This window comes from Streptomyces sp. NPDC054872, from assembly GCF_053610705.1.
In genome coordinates, this window is the sequence record NZ_JBSGYY010000058.1 from 1 (window position 1) to 20,314 (window position 20,314).

Sequence of the window (20,314 nt, forward strand, 5' to 3'; positions counted from 1 at the left end):
AATTCAGCCCGTCCGGCGTTTGAGGACATCTTGTTCGGGGTCTGGGGCGGAGCCCCAGGTAGGCCCGGGGCGCGGGCACGCCACGCGGCGGAGCCGCACATGTCACAGCCGGGAAGGGGCGGGGTTGGGGAAAAGGCGCCTACCCCGCCGCCAGCACATGCCGGACCCCGTAAGACCGCCAAGGCCGCCACGCATCAGGCGCCCCCACCCCGGGCAACCCCACATCCGGGTCCCCCAGAGCCCGCATCCGAACAACCGCCACGACCCCCGCATCCAGCCTCGCCACACCCAAGAGCCCCTCCTCCGCATCCTCCCGGTCCGCCCCCGCGTCCAACCGCACCCGCCCATCGGCGAGCGCAGCAGCCAGCTCCCCCAAGGGCCCCGGCTCCCCGGCAAGCGCGCCAGGCTCCGGGAACACATGGGTCAGCGCCCCGCACGGCGCGTCCAGCGCCTTCCCGTACCGCTCCACAAGGAGGGAAGCCGCCTGCCGCCCCACCAGCGCCCGTACCGCGAACTCCTCGGGATCGGCCGCGCCCGGCGACCGGAGGCCCGGTCGCGCCGCGACCAGCGGGGCCAGCCGGGGATCGGCGCCGAGCCGCTCGTCGACGGCGTACGGATCAGCGTCGAGGTCGAAGAGCCGGCGCAACCGCTGTACGGCGGTCGTGAGGTCGCGCAGGTCGGTCAGATGAAGGCGCGCGTCCAGCCACCCGCCGACCCCGTGGTCACTCTCCTCGACGGCCACGATTCCCGTGCCGTACGGCAGCCGCAACGTACGCCGATAGGTCCGCCCACCCGGCTCCCCGCTGACCTGCTCGATTCCGGCGACGGCCTCCTCGGCGAGCAGGTCGAGGACGGCGCCCGCCTGATAGGCCCCCCGGTAGGCCAGCCGCAGCGGCACCCCGGCCGCCGGGGTCGCCTGCCCGGCGCCCCCGCCACGCGGCGCGGCGGCCCGCAGCGCGGTGGGCGTCAGGGCGTACACCGCGCGGATCGTGTCGTTGAACTGCCGGACGCTCGCGAACCCCGCCGCGAACGCGATCTCCGTGATCGGCAGACCCGTGGTCTGCAGCAACACGCGGGCGGTGTGCGCCCGTTGGGCCCGCGCGAGGGCGACGGGACCGGCCCCCAGTTCGGCGGTGAGCTGACGCTGCACCTGCCGGGAGCTGTAGCCGAGCCGCACGGCGAGACCGGAGACGCCCTCGCGGTCGACGACACCGTCACCGATCATGCGCATGGCGCGCCCTACGACGTCCGCGCGTACGTTCCACTCCGCGGACCCCGGCACGGCGTCCGGGCGGCAGCGTCGGCAGGCCCGGAACCCGGAGCCCTGGGCGGCGGCCGCGGTGGTGTAGTAGCGGACGTTCTTGCGCTTCGGGGTGACGGCGGGGCAGCTGGGGCGGCAGTAGATGCCGGTGGTCTCGACGGCGAAGAAGAACTCTCCGTCGAAGCGCGCGTCGCGGCTGCGAACCGCCTCGTACCTGGTCTCTTCATCGATCACATAGTCCAGTGTGCGGGGTCGGCCGGGCTTCGGCTGGCGGAATTCGGACACCGCGGTGCGGGGGCGCGGACGCACGCCCCCGCACCGCGGCTGCCTCTAGCGGATGCGCCCCCGCTTGGCCTCCATGGCCGCCTTGCCCTCCGCGCCCCGCAGCTTCCACATGCGCCGCATGTCCGCGCGGAGCTTCGCGTCCGTCTTGGCGACGATGCGCTGGTTCTCGCGGATCAGCTTGCGGTAGCTGTCGAGGCGGCGGGCGGGGAGCGTGCCGTCCTCCACGGCCGCGAGCACCGCACAGCCGGGTTCGGCGGTGTGGGCGCAGTCGTGGAAGCGGCAGTCGGCCGCGAGCTCCTCGATCTCGGAGAAGACCTGGCCGACGCCCGACCCCGCGTCGAACAGGCCGACGCCGCGCAGGCCCGGCGTGTCGATGAGGACACCCCCGGCGGGGAGCACGAGGAGGTTGCGGGTCGTCGTGGTGTGGCGGCCCTTGCCGTCCACGTCACGGGCGGCGTTGACGAGCATGACGTCCTCGCCGATCAGTGCGTTGGCCAGCGTCGACTTGCCCGCTCCTGACTGGCCGAGCAGGACCGACGTACCGCCTGCGACGACGGCGCACAGGATGTCGACGCCTTCCCCGGTGGTGGCGCTGACCGGAAGCACCTGGACGCCGGGGGCCGACGTCTCGACGTCCTCGACGAGGTAGGACAGGCCTGTGGCGTCCGGGACGAGGTCGGCCTTGGTGAGGACGACCAGTGGCTGGGCCCCGGACTCCCAGGCCAGGGCCAGGAACCGTTCGATCCGGCCGAGGTCGAGCTCGACGGCGAGCGACACCGCGATGATCGCGTGGTCGACGTTGGCCGCGAGGATCTGCCCCTCGGACCGCTTCGACGAGGTGGAGCGGACGAACGCCGTACGGCGTGGCAGCAGCGTCCGTACGTACCGCGGATCGCCGCCTCCGGCGTCGACGGCGACCCAGTCCCCCGTGCACACGACCTTCATCGGGTCGCGGGGCACGACGAACTCGGTGTCCGCGCGCACCGTGCCGTCCGGCGTGACGACGTCGCACTGACCGCGGTCGACGCGCAGGACACGGCCGGGCAGCAGACCCTGCGCCGCGTACGGGGTGAACTCGGCCTCCCAGTTCCCGTCCCAGCCGTAGGGCACGAGCGGGTCCGAGAACGAATAAGAAGCTGAAGGTGAAGAGGGTGAAGCGGAGGAAAAGGAAGAGGAAGACAAGGGGTGACCCTTCACAGGGTGGCCCCGGCGCACGCGCGCGTCGGCACGTGAAGAAGAGGAAGGTCAGCCGGTGGCCACGGAGGTGGAATGGACGGACTTCTCGATGCGGGCAGCGCCCATCTCAACGACAGCCATCGGTCACACCTCCTGGATCAAATTCGACCGGCACCGGCGGTCAACGGACCGCCGGAAGAACGGGACCAACCCTAGCCCCGGCCTCAGGCGGAGCGCCAACCTTTTTCGCTCCCGGCGGCGACGGGCCGCTCGGCCGCCGCCGTACGGGCCCGGCGCACGGCGGACAGCGGTGTGGGGGCCAGTGTCTTGCGGAGGTTGGTGCGCATCGTCGAGGCGGCGTCCAGCACGTAGTTCTGCCGGACCTTCCAGGGGCTTCGGTCGCCTTGGCGGGGGAAGGCGTCGATGGAGCGCTGGACGTATCCCGACGCGAGGTCGAGCAGCGGGCGTTCGTTGAGAGTGCTCGTGGGCCTCGGTTCCACCGCCGCGTAGTCGTTGTCGCGCAGGTGGTTGAGCACCTTGCAGACGAGGCGGGACGTGAGGTCGGCGCGCAGCGTCCAGGAGGCGTTGGTGTAGCCGATGCACACGGCGAAGTTCGGGACGCCCGTCATCATCGCGCCGCGCCACACGAACTGCTTGTTCAGCTCGACCGGCCGGCCGTCGACGCACGGGGCGATACCGCCGAAGGCGAGCAGTTGGAGCCCGGTGGCGGTCACGACGACGTCGGCCTCCAGGACACGGCCTGACGTGAGCCGGATGCCCTCGGGGACGAAGCGGTCGATGTGATCGGTGACGATCTCCGCCTCGCCCGTCTTCAGGACCTCGAACAGATCGGCGTCCGGCACCGCGCACAGCCGCTGGTCCCACGGGTCGTACGACGGCGTGAGGTGGTCGGCGACCAGTTGGTCATCCTTGACGATGCGCTTGTTGAGGCCGGTGAGCAGGCGCCGTGCGGCCTTCGGGCTGCGGCGGCAGAACTGGTAGAGGCCGATGGTGAAGAGGATGTTCTTCGTCCGCACGACCCGGTGAGCCGCGCCCGCGGGCAGGAGGCGCCGGACGCCGTCGGCCAGCCTGTCCCGCGAGGGGAGCGAGCCGATCCAGGTGGGGCTGCGCTGCAGCATGGTGACGTGGGCCGCGGTCCGCGCCATCGCGGGGACGAGGGTGACGGCGGTGGCGCCGCTGCCGATGACGACCACGCGCTTGCCCGCGTGGTCCAGGTCCTTGGGCCAGAACTGCGGGTGCACGACCGAGCCGGTGAAGGAGTCGGCTCCCTCGAACTCGGGGGCGTGGCCCTGGTCGTAGTTGTAGTAGCCCGCGCAGGAGTACAGGAAGTCGCAGGTGACGGTGGTCAGGGTGCGGCTGCCGTCCTCGTCGGTGCGCTCCAGGGTCACCGTCCAGCGTGCCGTCGCGGTGGACCAGTCGGCGGCGACGACCTTGGTCCCGTAGCGGATCCTGCGGTCGATGCCGAACTCCGCGGCCGTCTCCTTGATGTAGCTCAGGATGGACTGGCCGTCGGCGAGCACCTTCGAGTCGCGCCAGGGCTTGAAGGCGTAGCCGAGGGTGAACATGTCGGAGTCCGAGCGCACCCCCGGGTACCGGAACAGGTCCCACGTCCCGCCCATGGACTGCCGCGCCTCGATGATCGCGTACGAACGCTCCGGGCATTCGGTCTGCAGCCGGTAGGCGGCACCGACACCGGACAGACCGGCGCCCACGATCACGACGTCGATGTGCTCGGCGGGAGCGTCGGTACCTGCGGTCCTTGAGTCTGCGGTGTACGTCATGCTCTCCAGTGTCCGGAAGCACACCCGGCAGGAATTGACCCCGGGCGACAGATCTTTGACCCTGGACGACATGTCCGTGATCAGATCGGCGGGGCTGCGGGGTTTCCGCGCCGCGGTGGCGGAGCTCGGGGGCGACGCCGAGGCGTACGCCCGGCAGGCGGGCTGCCCCACGGCCGCGCTGGACGCGGACGACCTCCTGGTGCCCGAGGCGGCGATGGCCACCGTACTCGAGCTGGCCGCCGCGGACCTCGGCTGTCCCGACCTCGGTCTGCGGATCGCGGCCCGGCAGGACTTGGGCATGCTCGGCGCCCTCGCTCTCGCCATCCAGAACTCCGAGACGCTCGGGGATGCCCTGGAGTGCACCACGCGCTATCTGTTCGTCCACGCGCGCTCGCTGAGCCTGAGCCTGGAGCCGGACCCGTACGGCACTCCGGGGGTGGCCGCCCTGCGCTACGGCGTGCGCGAGGGATTCGAGGCGCCACCGCAGGGCATCGACCTCTCCCTGGGATTCATGCACCGGGCGATCGTCTACCTGGTCGGCCCGTACGGTCTCGGTTCCGTCGAGCTCCCGCATCCGCTGCTGGCCCCGCTCTCGGTGTACGAGGACTTCTTCGGCGTACCCGTGAAGGCGGACCGCCCCGCGGCGCTGCTGCGGGTCCCCCTGAGCCTGGCCGACCGGCCGCTCGGCGGCGGCAACGCGCATCTGCGGCGGCTCGCGCTCGCGTACCTCGACGAGCAGCTCCTGAAGGAACGGGCGGACGTCGTCGGCAGTGTCCGTGCGGTCGTGGCCAGGTCGCTCGGCACCGCGCCGCCGGAGATCGGCACGGTGGCCCACCTGCTCAACGTCCACCCCCGGACGCTCCAGCGAAGGCTGCGGGACGAGGGCACGACGTTCGCCCGGATCGTCGACGAGGAACGCCGCGGGGCCGCGCACCGCTACCTCACCACCACTGAACTCCCGCTGGGCCAGGTGGCCTTGCTCCTCGGCCTCTCCGAACAGTCGGCCCTGAACCGTTGCTGCCGGCGGTGGTGGGGGGTGACGCCGCGGGGGGTGCGGCGGGGGGAGGCTGCAGAGTCCGACGCCCTCGGCCACCAACTCCAGTACGGCAGTGCGCAGTTCCGGGAGAACCCGCCATGCTGACGGGGTGACACTGAATCCGGCCATCGCGGCGATCGTCGGCACGACCCTGGGAGCCATCGCCTCCATCTCCGGCGTCTTGCTCACCCAGGTCGCGACGAACAAACGTGAGCGCGAGAACCGCGTCTGGTCACGGTGCATGACCGTCTACGAAGACGCCATGATCACCGTCCACCGGCTGGCCGAACTGCGTTCGGAACTGAGCAGGACCGGCACCTGGCCGGGCGGCACCAGCTCCGCGCAGACCGACAGTCACGCTCTGGCGGCCCGCCTCGAGATCTACGCCACGACCGAGGTTCTCGAAGCGCACTGGGCCACCTTCACGACGATGCAGGCGTGGATGCACGCGTGGGAGGAGTGGGACAACCAGGAGGGGGACAATCCCCGGGTATCCGAAGCCGATGAGCTGTGGCGGGAATTCATCCGGTGCGTCGAGGCGTCGGAGGAATCGGACCGCCAGTTCTGGATCACTCTGCGAAAGGAGGTGCGCGGGAGGAAAGGAGAAACACGCCAGCCGTGATCAGTGCGGCAGCGGGGCACCCCTCCATGGCGCGCGCCCCTGAAAGGATCTCCGCAACTCACGTCCTCGCAAAGACACTTGTGGGGCCACTCCCGATCCAGGGCCCTTCTTGGCTACCATTGCATATTCCACGCGCAATGGCGCGATTCATTCCTGGGATCGGACGGGGGGACGAACCCATGACCCACCCCAAGCACTTGATCCAGATATTCCGGGGAAACCGTCGCATCGCATCCGGTGTGCGGCTGACGAAGTACTTCGCCTTGACCGTGGCGCACCGCCTGGGAGAAGACCGGGAGCAGCGTCAGCGGCCGGTCATCGTCCGGCTTCCGGGTGGCAGGCGCCTGGAAGGCAAGGTCGCGGACTGCGACCTCCTGACCGACATGGCCCTCGTGAGGATCATTTTCCGCAAGGGAGAGAGCGTGCCGCTGCCCGGCATCGACTTCGACGTGGCGCAGCCGGGCGAATCCTGGACGGCGGCCCACCGGACGCCGGGAAATGGCGTTGTGCTTCGGGGAACCGTGAGCGACGCGTCGGTCATCTATCAGAGCACGCGCGACAACCAAGTCGTCAACTGCCATCAGCTCCGGCACGACGGTTCGTGCGACAACATACAGAAGTACGCGGGCAGCCCCATCGACCGGGAGCACCAAGACCCCGACCGCCCGTCGGTCGTGCTCGGCCTCCTCGTCGCGCGGCCCACCGCCACGACCGCTCCGGCGGACACACTCTTCGCCGGGGTGATCAAAGAGGCGGTGCGCCGGTTCGACTCCTTCAGGTTTCGTGCCGAGCCGTCGCGGGCGCTGCCCGAGTCCGAAAGGATCTACACGGTCCTCCAGGATCCGTTGGCGGAGGCGGCGGCCCGCAAGGACGAGACGGTCCGGGCCGGCCTGCAGCGGGCCGGCGTGTCCAGCTACGTGAACCTCCGCTGGAACCACCGGCCGTGAAGAGCGCGCCCCGCACAGGGGCGGCCCGCCTCCTGGAGGGAACATGACGACGATCGCACACATCGGCGAGGCACTGACCGCGGCCGAGGACGCACTCGAAGCGCAGGGCAGCGCCCGCGTGGATCTCAAGGAGTCGCTCGCCGGCTACGTGAAACGCCTCACGAGCCCCGAGGCATCGTCCGTACCTCTGCGGACCACCGCCCGGCAGCACATCACCCTCGCGCAGCTCCTCCTCGCGCTCGGGATGCCCGAGCGTTCTTTCTCGGTGGCGGATGTGGCCCTGCGGCACATGGAGATCGCCGAGGTGGACAGGGAGGTGTTCGCGCCCGACACCTGGAACGAACTGGGCTCGCTGCTCGCGGAGCACGACGATCTCGACCGGGCCCGCATGGTCCTGAACTATGCCTTGAACAGGGCGCAGCGCAGGGCTGCTCCCGAGCACGCCAGGATCCTCGCCAACCTGAGCGCGGTGAGCCTGCGGGCCGGGCACCTGGAGGACGCCTCGGTCTGGGCGCAGAAGGCGGTCACCGTCCTCGGCCAGTCCTACGGCAGCGACCCGGAGGCCCGGCTGACCGCCGACTGGGTGCGTGTGGAGGTGGCATCGATCCGGCGGGACACCACAGAGCTGAAGCGTGCCAGCAACGAATTCGCCGCATCCGTCGACTGGTTCATCACCAGCCTCACGGACGACGACGACCCCAAGGCCATTGCCGTCCGGTCCGCGCTGGCCCAGGCGCGGTTCCAGTTGGCCAGGGCCACACATGACGACGAGCGAGCCGAGGAGCAGCTCGGCGAGCTGGAGATCGCCCATCTGCGCGCAGTCGCGCTGCTCGGCCCCGACCACCAGCAGACACTGATCGCCCAGGCCGCCCTCGCCGCGGCGGAATACGACGCCGCCGACGGCGCCATGCTCGGCGCTACGCGCAAACAGCAGGCCGTGGCCCTACTTGACTCAGCCACCACCACGGCCGCCCGAACCCTGGGCCGTGACCACTCCCAGACGATCGCGCTGCGTGCGGCTCTCGCAGTCATACGGAGCGACTCGGCTCCGCCCGATGAACTCCCGTACGACATCGACCACGTCTACACACCTCAGGAGAGCACCACCCGCAACAAGGCCAAGGGCGAGGCGGTCAAACGCGAGCGCAACATGATCAGGCTGATCGCGCACGCGGGGGCGTCCTTCTTCCTGAAGGACCTGAAGCGCTTTCACCCGCAGGTGGTCCACGCCTTGAACCACGGCAGCAACTTCTACGCCATCATCAGCAGCCCCTGGAACTCCCTCGCCATGTTCACCAAACACGACGCGACGGCCGAACGGCCCAATTCTCACAACATCATCGACATGGTCGCGGCAAGCGATTACTACGACAAAACCTTCCTTCCGGTGATCGACTCCTACCGTACGCTCGCGGAGACGTACCCCGGCCAGATCGAGTTGCGTCTCACTCATATCGACATACCTGGTTCGACGCTTCTCACGACGCACAAGGGGTTCTTCGAGCCCTACATCACGTCCAATCCCGAGCGCAGGACCCGACGCAAGTTCAATGTGTTCGAGGTGGAGTTCCACAGGGACAGCAGGTATTACACGGACAGCGACTACGAATTCGGGATCCAGTGGGAGCTGGCCAGCCCTCTTGACCAGTTCGAGGCGAACGAGAAGCAGCACAAGAAGGCTCTGCGGGACGCCGTGCGCGCGCAGGCCGACGACCGTCTGATCAAGGAGACCGGATTACCGCAGACCGGTACGGGAGATGGAGAGCTCAAGGGAGATGGAGAGCCCCGCCCCTGACGCTGCGCAGCACCCCCACCGACCCCACGAACAGCGCCTCCGGCAGGTCGTCCAGGTGCCAGAACTGCCAGCGCAGGCACCGCTCGGGCTCCAGTACCCGTGGCTCGCCGATGAAGTCGAGGATCTCCACGCCCACCTGCATGTGGTGATTGGCCGCCGGGTCGGGATCGGTGACGCAGGCGACGCGCGTGCCGATGGCGCGGAGGCCCGTCTCCTCCGCCAGCTCCCGGCAGGCCGCGCCGGCCAGCGACTCGCCCACTTCGAGATGTCCGCCGGGCAGTCCCCAGGTGCCGTCGCCGAAGGTGTTGGCCCGCAGCCCGAGCAGCACGCGGCCGCCCGCGCGGACGATCGCCTGAACCCCTACGCGTACCTGTGTCGTCATCGCGGGCTCCTCACGCGTCCGGATAGGTGCCGGTGAAGTTCTCGATGTTCCTGGCCCCCTCGACCGGAGGCGACGGTTCGTCGAAGCTCTCCGCGAGCCGCTCGAAGAAGTTGCCGATCCTGCGCTCCCCGTCCTCGTCGACGACGACGACCTCGCAGTCCGGGTCGATGAAGAAGTAACTGCCCGTGCGGGTCTTGTTCCGGTAGACCCGCAGCGTGACGTCGCGCTCCTTGGCCGCGATCTCGCATCGGTGCACGACGTCCTCGAACTCGTCGTCCCCGACGGCGAGCCAATCCCTGTTGTCGGCGCCGTAGTTGGTCTCCGACATCTGGTAGACCTTCCAGACGTCGGGCCTGCAGGAGTCCTCGATGAGGTTCAGCACGTCGGGCGCGCCCCGCACGTTCAACCGTGTGACGACCGTGCCGAGCTTCACCTGGACGCGCCGGTGGTTCTCCCGCACCTCTTTGAGCAGCGCCAGCATCTTGTCGCGGTGCGGCGCGACGCCGGTGCGCAGTGCCCGGTGCTCGTCCGCGTCGGCGGACTCCAGGGGCAGCGCGATCCAGGAGAGGCTGGGCAGGACGCGTTCCATCGTGCGCAGCGGGGCGAGGCCGTTGGTGCTCAGGACGACTCGTGGCGCGGTGCCGTCCTCGCCGGGCTCGCGCAATGCGGCCGCGAGCTCGTGGAGATAGGAAAGCAAGGTCGGCTCACCTCCGGAGATGACGACGCCGCGCACGCCCCCGTCCTTCAGTGCTGCCGCGACCTTGAGCGCGACGCCCCGGGACATGGAGGGGACCTCGTGCCTCGGGCCGAAGCAGAAGGGGCAGCTGAGATTGCACCTTCCGATGGGCCGCATGTCGACGAAGGCAGGGATGAGCATGGTCGGGACCCTAGCGACAACTGAGGTCTGATATCGCTGTTTCCACGGCCATCGCGCATCGAACATTCCCTCTAAGCGCGCAAGGCAAGCGCACGTCCGGGCGGAGGGGTCGGTTCCGGCCAGTTTCGGACGCCGGACAGGCCGTTATCTGGCTGGTCTTGTCGTGGACCAAGTAGATGCCCCAGGCATCCAATAGGAGAGGTAAGAGGAGCCCTTCCGCTTGTGAGGTCAGTCCATGACGGAATCAGTCGCGTCCGAACCGATCGCCTCCGAACCCACCGAATCCGACCCCACCCCCTCCCCCATCCCCTTCCCCCAGGACCGCACCTGCCCCTACCACCCCCCGGAGTCCTACGCCCCGCTCCGCGAGGCCCGGCCTCTCGCCAGGGTCCGGCTCTTCGACGGGCGGTCCGTCTGGGTGGTCACCGGGCAGGGGGCCGCGCGTGACCTGCTCGTCGACCCGCGGCTTTCCACCGACCGTGAGAACGAGGCGTTCCCCGCCCCCACCGAGCGCTTCGCGAACGTACGCAACCGCCGTGTCGCCCTGCTCGGCGTCGACGACCCCGTGCACAACACGCAGCGCCGCATGCTCATCCCCAGCTTCTCGGTCAAGCGGATCGCCGCGCTGCGGCCCCGCATCCAGGAGACCGTCGACGGGCTCCTCGACGCCATGGAGGCGCAGGGGCCGCCCGCCGAGCTGGTCGGCGCGTTCGCGCTGCCGGTGCCGTCCATGGTGATCTGCGCGCTGCTCGGCGTGCCCTACGCCGACCACGAGTTCTTCGAGGAGCAGTCGCGGCGCCTGCTGCGTGGTCCTCTCGCCGAGGACACCGAGCGCGCACGTGATGAACTCGACGCCTACTTCTACGCGTTGATCGAACGCAAGCGGCGCGAGCCGGGCGATGGGCTGCTCGACGAACTCATCCACCGGCAGCTCGCGGAGGGCGCGCTCGACCCCGAGGAGCTCGTCAGCCTGGCGACGATCCTGCTGGTCGCGGGGCACGAGACCACGGCCAACATGATCTCCCTGGGGACTTTCACCCTCCTCCAGCACCCCGATCGGCTCGCCGAGCTGCGTGCCGACGCGTCGCTGATGCCCGCGGCCGTCGAGGAGTTGCTGCGTTTCCTGTCCATCGCGGACGGGTTGCTGCGGGTGGCCAAGGAGGACATCGACGTCGCCGGCAGCAGCATCCGTGCGGGTGACGGCGTCATCTTCTCCACCTCCCTCATCAACCGCGACGCCGCGGCCCGCGCGACCCCGGAGGAGCTGGACTTCCACCGCGCCGACCGCCACCACCTCGCGTTCGGCTTCGGCATCCACCAGTGCCTCGGCCAGAACCTCGCCCGAGCCGAGATCGACATCGCCCTGCGGACGCTCTTCGCACGGCTGCCGGGGCTTCGCCTCGCGGTGCCCGCGCGGGAGATCCCGTTCAAGCCCGGCGACACCATTCAGGGGATGCTCGAACTCCCCGTCATCTGGTAGGAGTTGAGATGAGCGTGCGCGTAACGGTGGACACCGAGCGGTGCGTGGGCGCGGGGATGTGCGCGCTCACCGCGCCGAGCGTCTTCACCCAGGACGACGACGGCTTCAGCGAGGTACTCCCCGGCCGCGAGGACGGCGGCGGCGATCCCCTCGTACGTGAGGCCGTGCGGGCCTGCCCGGTGCGGGCCGTCACCGTGGAGGAGTGAGACACATCAAGCGGGCAGGCAGGCGGGGGCAGGCAGCCGTCAGCCTCGCAGCGTCACCGTGAAGCTCCGGCCGTACGCGTGGTGGGTGTCCACGTCGATCCGGGTGCCGCCATGGGCCCGGCTCACGCGTACCCCCTCGTCGGCCTTCACCTGCCGCAGGGAGCGCCCCCGGACCAGCACGCTGATCCTGTCGCGGTCCATCGTCGGATCGGACACCGCCACGGTGGTCGTGCCACGCCGCTCACGCCGCACGAGCACCGACGCGGGGCCGTCGATCCGCAGCCCGGCGGTCTCGCGCCGTCCCCCGGTGAAGCTGTTCGCGGCGGTCAGGCCGAGGCCCGCGTGACTGACGGCCTGCAGCCGCACCGTGTTCGCGAGGACCTTCAGCGGCTGCCCCGGCCCGTACGACCGCAGCGCGGCCTCCCCCGCGTTCGGCACCAACGCGTAGGCCAGCGAGGCGGGCTCGGCCCCGGCCGCGCCGTCCACCGTCACGCCGAGGACCGTGCGCGTCACGGCGGTGTCCGGGTTGGCGGTGCGTACGACCCGGCGGCTTCGGGTGACCTCGTCCAGGCTGACGCGCACCTTCGGGGTGTCCAGGAAGACGTAGCCGACGGAGGTGCCTCGCGTGGCGTCGGCGTACCGCAGCCACCGGAGGTCACCCGTGCCCGCCCCGGTCCACGCGCGGCCGTCACGCAGCTGCCCCGTCACGGTGACCTCGTCGTCCGGCGCCGCGGTCCTGGCGTCGATCGTGGTCGTCACGGCCCGCCCCGCGCGGTCGCCCACCCCGGCGGCGAGCACCACGATCTCCTCGTCGAGCAGGAACCACGACTTCGTCGCCGTGGCGTTGCGGTACACGACGAAGTCGTCCGGCAGCAACTCCCGCTCCTGGAAGGCGGCATCACTCGACTGCACCGCACCCGCCGCGCCGTACGCCCCGAGGACGGCGCCCCCGGAGTGCTGGTTGGAGCCGCGCGGGAAGTAGACGTACTTGTTCTGCGACTCGGAGGAGGAGGTGAAGTTCAGGGGGTGGCTCGGGTTGTCGTAGTACGGCTTTCCGTAGAGGGCGGGGACCGTGCGCCGCTGCTCGACGGGCGCGGTGACCCCCGCGAGGCCGTACGGAGAGACCGTGGTGAAGTAGTCGACCCCGTACGCCTGTGTCTGGTCCTGCCCGGAGAGGTAGAGGTAGTACGCGCCGTCGCCCTGGAACCACGGCATGAGGTTCTCGCCGCTCATGTACTCGTACTTGCTGATCCGGTCCGAGCTGCGGGCCAGCGCGAACGCGTAGCCCGGTCTGCGGTGGACGTTCTTGTCCATGGCGTTGAAGGCGACGCTGCGGGAGGCGGGGTTGAGGTCAGCGGCGGGCAGCGAGGTGTCGCCGATGATGTCCGCGTAGCGCACGATGCTGACGGGCGAGACGAACCCCGCCGGGTCGAGTGCGGCGCGCGAGGTGGCGCGGATGTGCTTCACATAGCTCTTCAGGGCGGTGGCGTCGGCGCCCGTCGAGAGGGAGGAGAGGTCGACGACGGCCTCCACGACCACGGCGACGTCGACGTATCCGCCGTCCGGCCGCGACACGGCGCGCCCCTTCACGATCTCCATCATCCAGCCCTCGAAGATGACGGGCGCGAAGCCGTCACGCACCCACTTCCGCACGGTCGGCACCAGCTCCTCGCCGTGCGCGAAACCCGTCCCGTCGAGGATCTTGAGGGTCTGTACGACGCGTGTGAGCAGTCCCTTCCCGTACGAGCCCGTGTACGCGACGGAGGCGTGCTGTATGAACGAACCGTCGGCGTAGTGGCCGTCCGTCACCCCGTGGACGAGGTGGTAGGGGTCGACGGTGACGAAGACCGTCAGCTGGTCGACGAGGGCCTTGCGGATGCGGGCCTCGCCGCTCGCGCCCAGGAGCGCGCCCTGCAGGATCCGGTTGGTGGTGATGTCGGCGAGATTGGCACCGGTGTGGAACCGCGAGTCGAGGTTCACGTCGCCGTCGGTGCCGTTGCGCAGGTAGGCGTCCATCGAGGTGACGTAGGTGCCGATGAGCTCGGGGCGGTAGGTCCGCACCTCGTCGACGAGGAGTACGAGGGTCTTGCTGACGTGCTGGGAGATGCCGATCTCCCAGTTGAACCAGTTGCCGTAGTAGCCCTTGGCCTGGTCCCCGTAGTGGCGCTCGTGCAGCCACACGAGGCCGTCGATGACGCGGCGCTGCACGGTGGTGTTCCCGTAGAGGTCCGAGGGCGTGGGGTTCGGTGCGCGGGTGGCGAGGGCGATCTCGTACAGCCGTCTGTAGGCCGTGTTGAGGAGGGCGTCGTCGGTGCCGAGCACCAGACCGGCGAAGAGCTCGCCCTCGCCCGCGTCGTCCATCGCCTTCAGGTTCGTCCGCGCGGTCCTGTCGATCGCGGTGAGTTTGGCGGCGGTCTCGGGGCGCGCGTTGGATTCGGCGGTCCCGGCGAAGACGTCCACGGTGTTGGCCAGCAGTCGGGCGCTGTCCGCCGCGGCCTCGGCGGCGCTCGCAGGAAGCGCGGGGATCACCGCCAGGAGACCGGCGGCCGAGAGAGCGGACAGCAGGCGTCTGCGGGTGATCTCCATGGCTTCCTCCGCCGTACGTGGGCGCTACTGGGGGAACTGGCGTGCTGGCGGGCGGAGTCAAGCAGACGACCCGACCGGCGACAAGGGTGTTGCCGTTCCACGCCGCCACGCCGCGTGACCATCACCGGATAGGCTCAGTGCATGCTGGCCGAGCAGCACGACCCGGAGGGTTACGCCGTCCTCGCCATCGTCGTCATCGCGTCGTCGGCCGGTGTCTTTCAGGCTCTGCTCAGCCTTCCCACGGACCCCGGGCGATCGCGCGTGTCCTCACCGGCACCGGCGTGGACGGCCCGAGAGGGGTGACCGCGATCGGGGCCCACGGCGGCATCGTGCTGGTCGAGGGCCCGCGGACGGCCCAGTTCGCGGGCATGCCCGCGGCAGCGTTGGAGTCGGGGGCCGCCGACCGGGTACTCCGCCCGGAAGGGATCGCCGCGGTCCTGCGCGGGCCCGTCGAGAGCAAGAGGCAGCGATGAGCGAGCCGTCCGGTCCCGTGGACGGGGCCGCGAAGAGCGCGGGAAAGGACCAGGCGCCGGAGCCCACGACCGAACGGGTGCCCGCGCAGAAGTCCGGACGCTCGGGTGACGCGGTCGGCGAGGGTCTTGAGAACCTGCTCGGATTCATCCGCGACGCCCGCGGCTTCGACTTCACCGGCTACAAGCGGGCCGCCCTCGGCCGCCGTATCCGCGAGCGCATGGGCGTCGTCGGCGCGCGGGACTACGCGGACTACCGAGATCTCCTCGAGACCGACACGGCCGAGTTCCGCGCCCTGTTCGACACGATCCTGATCAACGTCACCTCGGTGTTCCGCGACCCCGGCGCCTGGGACCTCGTCCGGCGCGAGGTGCTGCCCCAACTGCTCGCGGATTCCGGCCCCGAGAGGGAGATCCGGGTATGGAGCGCGGGCTGCTCCAGCGGCGAGGAGGCGTACTCGCTGGCGATCATGTTCGCGGAGGCCCTCGGCGTCGAGGAGAGCCTGAGCCGCGTGAAGATCCACGCGACGGACGTGGACGAGGGGGCGCTGCGCGGCGCCCGCGCCGGCCGCTACCCCGCGAAGAACCTGGAGACCCTCTCCACCGAGCTGCGCGACAAGTACTTCGAGCGGCACGGCACCCACTACGTCGTCCGCCCCGACCTGCGGCGCCAGGTGGTCTTCGGTCGGCACGACATCACGCGCGACGCCCCGGTCTCCCGTCTCGACCTGCTCGTCTGCCGCAACACGCTGATGTACTTCGACATCGAGACGCAGACCCAGATCGTCGACCGCTTCCATCTCGCGCTGCGCGAGGGCGGCTATCTCTTCCTCGGCAGGGCCGAGATGCTCCTGAGTGACAGCGGCAGCGAACGCTTCGAGGCGGTCGACGTCCGTCGGCGGGTGTTCCGTCGCCGGCCCGGCACCGCCGTCTCCCGTCATCTGCGGGACCTGCTCCTCGACGCCTCGCAGGGCGCTTCCGTCGCGCTCGACCTGGACGGTCTCGTGGTGATGATCAACCACGGGGCCCGTGCCCGGTTCGGCCTCTCGGTCCACGACGTGGGCCGCCCCTTCCAGGACCTGGAGCTGTCCTGCCGGCCCACCGAACTGCGCTCGCTGATCGACCGGTCCACCTGCGAGCGCAGGCCGCTGCGGGTGAACGCCGCCGAGCGGCGCGCGGGCAACGAGACGCAGTACTTCGACATCGTCGTCCAGCCGGTCTCCGGCAGCCACGGTTCCCCGGTCGCCACCGTCGTCATGTTCACGGACGTCACGGTGGCCACGCGGCTGAAGGCCGAAGCCGAGCGTGTGCGCGCGGGCTTGGAGACGGCGTACGCGGAACTCCGGTCGACGAACGAGGAACTGGAGACCACCAATGAAGAGCTTCAGTCCACCAACGAGGAACTGCAGACCACCAACGAGGAACTCCAGTCGGGCAACGAAGAGCTCGAGACCATGAACGACGAGCTGCGGCTGCGCTCCACGGACCTGGACGAGACCCGGGCCCTCCTGGAAGGCGTGGTGAGCAGCATCGCCGCCGGCGTGGTGGTCCTCTCCGCCGACATGCGCACCCGGAGCTGGAACCGCGGCGCGATCGAGCTGTGGGGACTGCGCGCCGACGAGGTGCTCGGCAAGAACTTCCTCTCCCTCGACTTCGGCCTGCCCACCGAGAAGCTGCGTGAACTCATCCCGGAGTGCGTCGCGTCGGGAGAGCGGTCGGGCCCGGTGGTGATTCCCGCCGTGAACCGCATCGGTCGGCGCATCGACTGTTCCGTCATCTGCTCGCCCTTCGACGCGCGCAGCGGAGGTGTCGTCCTTCTGATGGAAGACATCAAGGCAGGAGGCGGTAACTGACCCCGTGAGTCGTATTCTGTTGAACATGAGCGCCATGGAAGGCAGTTCGCGAGAAGCGGGCGACCAGGGCGACATCGCCTGGGGGCGCGCCGTCCGGGCGAGGGAACGCGCGGCCCGGGAATCGGCGACAGCCGAGCGATACGACCGTCAGTACGCGGAGAGCGGCCTCCCGTTCGACGCGGAGGCGGCGGAGCGGCACCACTCGGCGGCCAAGAGACACCTCACCACTGCCCGGCTCCAGGAAAGTTACGCACGCAGGATGTGGAACTGGGCGGCGAAGCGGCCGTCACCCAGGCCCCCGCCCTCTGACGAGCACCGCCCCTTGTTCATGGCCGGGGTGGCCGAGGCGTGCGGGACGCGCAGTGCGGCGCTCACCCTCGTCGGGGAGGACCTGGGCCAGCTCGCCGTCGCCGCCTCCGACGGTCGCGCACGCGGCGCCCAGGATCTGGAGTTCGTCCTGAACTCCGGGCCCGGGCTCGACGCCGCCGGGAGCCGCCGCACGGTGTTCGCGTCGGGCGCCGTCCTCGAGCGGCGCTGGCCGGGGTACGGGGCGGGCCTCGCCGCCCTCGGCCTGAGTGCGGTCGCCGCACTGCCGCTGAAGGCGTCCGGCAACTGCGTCGGGGCGCTCACCCTCTTCGACCCCGCGGCGCCGCCGGCTCGGTCGGACACGTTCCACACCGTCGCCCGCGCCCTCCTGAACGGCGTACTGCTCGGACCGGACGGAGACCTCGACCTGTACGGCGGTGCCGACATCCGGGCGGTGGTCCACCAGGCTGCGGGCGCCCTGTCCGCGCAAGGGGGCAGATCACTCGCGGATTCCCTCGCGCTCATCAAGGCCCGTGCGTTCGCGTACGGCGAGCCCCCCGAAGTGGTCGCCCGGCGCTTTCTGTCCGGGGCGATGGAGCTCTAGGAGCCGACGGCCACCACCCGCGGCCCGGCGCCCGGAGTCCGGCGCCCGGTTGGTAGCGTCTCCTCTCCGATCTTGGAAGGGGGGCCATGCCGGGGATGCGTGACGTCCGCAGACGTACCTGGCTCGTGGCCACCGGGGTGGCCGTCCTCGCGCTGGTGGTGGGGGGCACCGGGATCTCCGTGTCGCGGTCCCAGGAGCGCGACGACCGACTTGCCGCCAACCAGGACCAGTTGACCCACGCCTGCGCGGGACTGCTCCCCGAGGAGCTGAGTTCCTTCGTGCCGGACGACTCGGCGGGCGTACTGGACGAGTACGGCACGCTCCTCGCGCCGGGGCAGCAGAGCCGGGCGCTGCTCGACTGCACGCTGTCGTGGGGCGGAGGCGACGAGCGCTGGGAGCCGGAAGCGCAGGTGAGGGTGCGGGCCCAGGCCGCGCTCGGCCGGGCCGACGCACCGGCCGGCGGCTTCGCACTGCCGCTGCCGAGCCATGCGGTGGGCGGGGTCTCCACCGATGACCGTCTGCACGGCAGCCTGGTGTCGGCCACGCTGCTCACGGAATGTCCCAAGGGGCTGAGCGGCCGGGTCGAGCCGTCGAAGGATCTGCTCGTCTCGGTGGATCTGCCCTCACACGCCGACAGCGAGTACGACGTGCCGAAGGCCGACCGGCTCCTGGCGTCCCGCACGGCGGTCCGGGTCGCCGACTGGGTGAGCCGGAAACAGGGCTGCGGAGGAAGGCCGTTGGCCGACGCGAAGGAGCCGAAGCGGGCCGACCCGCTCTGCGACTGGCTCTCCCCCGAGGCCCTGAAGTTCGCGCCCGGGCGCTGGAAGTTCGACGCGAACGCCACCACGTACAACAAGCGCACCGGGGCCTGCGGCGGTCAGTGGGACGACGCGGCGGGGCAGGCGCCCGAGCCGAGGGCGAAGGCTGCGAGCGCGGAGAGCTGGTCCGGCGTTCTCGCGCCCGGCGCGTACGAGAGGTTCGGCGGCGGCGGTGACGTCCCCGGCACCGGGACGAGCCGCCACAAGCGGGGCCCCGATGGGCAGTTGGCCTTCGAGCGGTCGGGCGACGATCCGCTGCTCGCGCTCTGGGCGCGGTCGGTGTGCGACGGCGGGCCGACGTTCCACCGTGTCACGGTGACACCCGCGCTCGACTTCCGGCACCAGGACGAGGTCGTCCTGGACAAGAAGGAGTGGCGCCGGGTCTCGGCGGACGCGCGGGCCCTGCTCGACCGCTATCTGGCGGCGGACGACGGCTGGCCGCGACGCGCGCACTGCCGGGACACCGAGATCATGGGAGAGGTGGAGGAGTGGCAGGGCTGACCTGGCGTTCCGGTGCCGGACGGGGGCTCGCCACGGCTGCCGGGGCGGTGCTCGCCCTCGCGCTGGTGGCGGGCGGGTACTTCTGGTTCGGCGGGGGCTACGACCGGTGGGTGGCGCAGCGACTGGTGGGCGGGGCCTGTGACGGCGTGCTCCCGGCCGCCGAGGTGCGTGACGTACTGGGCGACGGGCCCTTCAAGGACGAGACGCGTGACCGGGGGCACGGCGAGCTGGGCGACGCCTCCCTGCGCGTGGACTGCACGATCACCCGTGACGCCGAGGGCAGGTCGGCACGCGACGGCTCGGTGACGGTGAGCGTGCGGGCGGTGCCGGAGCGGCCCGCGAAGGACGACGAGGGCCCGGAGACCCGCGGGTGGCGGCGGGACGCCTTCAGCGGCGAGTGGGACGGGGTGTATCCGGACGTGCGCTCCGCACTGCCGCCGGTGGCGGTCGGCTCCGGCTGGAACGGCGTCTTCACGGCGAGCGGTTCGAGCGGTTCGACTGGTTCGAGTGGTTCGAGCGGCGCTGACGCGTCGGCCACCGCCGCGGTCCTCCTCGACTGCGCGCGCGGCCGTGGCGGGCTCCTGGTCACGGTGGACGCCGAGCGCGAGGACACGAGCGTGGACGACCCCGGGCAGCGCACCGCGTTCGCCCGGATCGCCACCGCCACGGCGGCCAACGCCTCCGCCCACTGGAACTGCGACGCCGACCTGGGGAAGCCGCCGCGCACGGTGCCGCTGCCGGTGGACACGGACGAGTCCGTGCCGCTCCGCGACGCCGCCGCGTCCTGCCGTGGCGTCCCCGGGCGCGGCTCCGAGGCCGCACGCGCGTGGGAGGGCGGGCGGCGCGGGACACCGGTCGAGGTATGTGTGTTGGGTCCCGCCACCGTGACGCGGGCCGGGCTGCCGGTGGCCGCGTCGTCCGAGGACGTGGGCGGGCGGCACCGGCTGACCGCGTACTACGGCCCGTACGCGCAGGACGAGCGCTACCGCTACCAGGACCACTACGACTACCTGGGCCGGAGCCGCATCCCCGGCGCGCAGCCGTCGGGCCGCCTCCCGGACGGCGGGTACTGGGTGAGCGCGGCGTGCGAGGAGGGCGGCGAGCGCGCCCTGTTCACCGTCGAGCCACCTGGGTCCGGCGACGGCTTCTACGGACAGGACGAGAAGGACGAGAAGGACGAGACCACGCCTGCCGATCGCGCCTATCAGCGCGCCGCGCTCAAGGCGTTCGCCCAGGGCTCGGCGAGGGCGCACGGCTGCGGGACGCCCTCCGCCGCGAGGCCCTGACCCGCCTCAGCCCTGCCGCGT

Annotated in this window: 17 protein-coding genes; 11 read left to right on the top strand and 6 right to left on the bottom strand. The window is 70.7% G+C overall.

Features of this window, described 5'->3' with window-relative positions:
* Window positions 1–139: 139 nt before the first annotated feature.
* The 3 genes from ACWGIH_RS40870 to ACWGIH_RS40880 form a co-directional block, all read right to left on the bottom strand.
* Window positions 140–1,492: a bifunctional transcriptional activator/DNA repair enzyme AdaA gene (locus ACWGIH_RS40870; RefSeq protein ID WP_453452838.1), complete on the bottom strand. Its 1,353-nt coding sequence runs from the start codon at window positions 1,490–1,492 to the stop codon at window positions 140–142.
* 99 nt (window positions 1,493–1,591) lie between these two features.
* Window positions 1,592–2,728, bottom strand: coding sequence for a ribosome small subunit-dependent GTPase A (gene rsgA, locus ACWGIH_RS40875; RefSeq protein WP_453451649.1), 1,137 nt, complete (start codon window positions 2,726–2,728; stop codon window positions 1,592–1,594).
* A 218-nt stretch (window positions 2,729–2,946) separates the two neighbouring features.
* Window positions 2,947–4,524 (bottom strand): flavin-containing monooxygenase, encoded by a 1,578-nt coding sequence (locus tag ACWGIH_RS40880; protein ID WP_453451648.1) that lies wholly within the window; start codon window positions 4,522–4,524, stop codon window positions 2,947–2,949.
* A gap of 70 nt (window positions 4,525–4,594) precedes the next feature.
* On the opposite strand from ACWGIH_RS40880, the gene ACWGIH_RS40885 reads away from it, so the two are divergent.
* The 4 genes from ACWGIH_RS40885 to ACWGIH_RS40900 all read left to right on the top strand — a co-directional run bounded on the left by ACWGIH_RS40885 (window position 4,595) and on the right by ACWGIH_RS40900 (window position 8,924).
* Entirely contained in the window at window positions 4,595–5,665 is a 1,071-nt protein-coding gene (locus ACWGIH_RS40885; RefSeq protein WP_453451647.1) for an AraC family transcriptional regulator, read from the top strand.
* 4 nt (window positions 5,666–5,669) lie between these two features.
* On the top strand, window positions 5,670–6,182 hold the full coding sequence (locus tag ACWGIH_RS40890; RefSeq protein WP_453451646.1) for a hypothetical protein: 513 nt from the start codon (window positions 5,670–5,672) through the stop codon (window positions 6,180–6,182).
* A 179-nt stretch (window positions 6,183–6,361) separates the two neighbouring features.
* Window positions 6,362–7,129, top strand: coding sequence for a hypothetical protein (locus tag ACWGIH_RS40895; RefSeq protein ID WP_453451645.1), 768 nt, complete (start codon window positions 6,362–6,364; stop codon window positions 7,127–7,129).
* 43 nt (window positions 7,130–7,172) lie between these two features.
* Window positions 7,173–8,924: a hypothetical protein gene (locus ACWGIH_RS40900; RefSeq protein WP_453451644.1), complete on the top strand. Its 1,752-nt coding sequence runs from the start codon at window positions 7,173–7,175 to the stop codon at window positions 8,922–8,924.
* On the opposite strand, the gene ACWGIH_RS40905 is transcribed toward ACWGIH_RS40900, so the two are convergent.
* Window positions 8,896–9,306 (bottom strand): nucleotide triphosphate diphosphatase NUDT15, encoded by a 411-nt coding sequence (locus ACWGIH_RS40905; protein ID WP_453451643.1) that lies wholly within the window; start codon window positions 9,304–9,306, stop codon window positions 8,896–8,898. The two genes, ACWGIH_RS40900 and ACWGIH_RS40905, sit on opposite strands and share 29 nt — an antisense overlap.
* A gap of 10 nt (window positions 9,307–9,316) precedes the next feature.
* Window positions 9,317–10,183 (bottom strand): radical SAM protein, encoded by an 867-nt coding sequence (locus ACWGIH_RS40910; protein ID WP_453451642.1) that lies wholly within the window; start codon window positions 10,181–10,183, stop codon window positions 9,317–9,319.
* A 235-nt stretch (window positions 10,184–10,418) separates the two neighbouring features.
* On the opposite strand from ACWGIH_RS40910, the gene ACWGIH_RS40915 reads away from it, so the two are divergent.
* Window positions 10,419–11,663, top strand: coding sequence for a cytochrome P450 (locus ACWGIH_RS40915; RefSeq protein ID WP_453451641.1), 1,245 nt, complete (start codon window positions 10,419–10,421; stop codon window positions 11,661–11,663).
* Between the two features lie 8 nt (window positions 11,664–11,671).
* Entirely contained in the window at window positions 11,672–11,869 is a 198-nt protein-coding gene (locus ACWGIH_RS40920; protein WP_453451640.1) for a ferredoxin, read from the top strand.
* 39 nt (window positions 11,870–11,908) lie between these two features.
* On the opposite strand, the gene ACWGIH_RS40925 is transcribed toward ACWGIH_RS40920, so the two are convergent.
* Window positions 11,909–14,455 carry a polysaccharide lyase family 8 super-sandwich domain-containing protein gene (locus tag ACWGIH_RS40925; RefSeq protein WP_453451639.1) on the bottom strand — a complete coding sequence of 849 codons (2,547 nt, stop codon included), beginning with the start codon at window positions 14,453–14,455 and terminating at the stop codon, window positions 11,909–11,911.
* 137 nt (window positions 14,456–14,592) lie between these two features.
* Here ACWGIH_RS40925 and ACWGIH_RS40930 point away from each other — a divergent pair, with 137 nt between their 5' ends.
* The 5 genes from ACWGIH_RS40930 to ACWGIH_RS40950 all read left to right on the top strand — a co-directional run bounded on the left by ACWGIH_RS40930 (window position 14,593) and on the right by ACWGIH_RS40950 (window position 20,293).
* Window positions 14,593–14,928: a chemotaxis protein CheB gene (locus ACWGIH_RS40930; protein WP_453510472.1), complete on the top strand. Its 336-nt coding sequence runs from the start codon at window positions 14,593–14,595 to the stop codon at window positions 14,926–14,928.
* Window positions 14,925–16,778: a CheR family methyltransferase gene (locus ACWGIH_RS40935; RefSeq protein WP_453451637.1), complete on the top strand. Its 1,854-nt coding sequence runs from the start codon at window positions 14,925–14,927 to the stop codon at window positions 16,776–16,778. The genes ACWGIH_RS40930 and ACWGIH_RS40935 overlap by 4 nt, the downstream gene beginning before the upstream one ends.
* Window positions 16,779–16,803: 25 nt before the next feature.
* A complete protein-coding gene (locus ACWGIH_RS40940) occupies window positions 16,804–17,688 on the top strand; it encodes a GAF domain-containing protein (protein ID WP_453451636.1) in 885 nt (294 codons plus the stop codon).
* Between the two features lie 86 nt (window positions 17,689–17,774).
* Complete coding sequence (locus ACWGIH_RS40945) at window positions 17,775–19,007, top strand: hypothetical protein (protein WP_453451635.1); 1,233 nt, start codon at window positions 17,775–17,777, stop codon at window positions 19,005–19,007.
* The gene (locus tag ACWGIH_RS40950; RefSeq protein WP_453451634.1) at window positions 18,995–20,293 is read left to right on the top strand and encodes a hypothetical protein; all 1,299 of its coding nucleotides are present in this window, start codon (window positions 18,995–18,997) and stop codon (window positions 20,291–20,293) included. Before ACWGIH_RS40945 ends, ACWGIH_RS40950 begins: the two co-directional genes overlap by 13 nt.
* The last annotated feature ends 21 nt before the right edge of the window (window positions 20,294–20,314 follow it).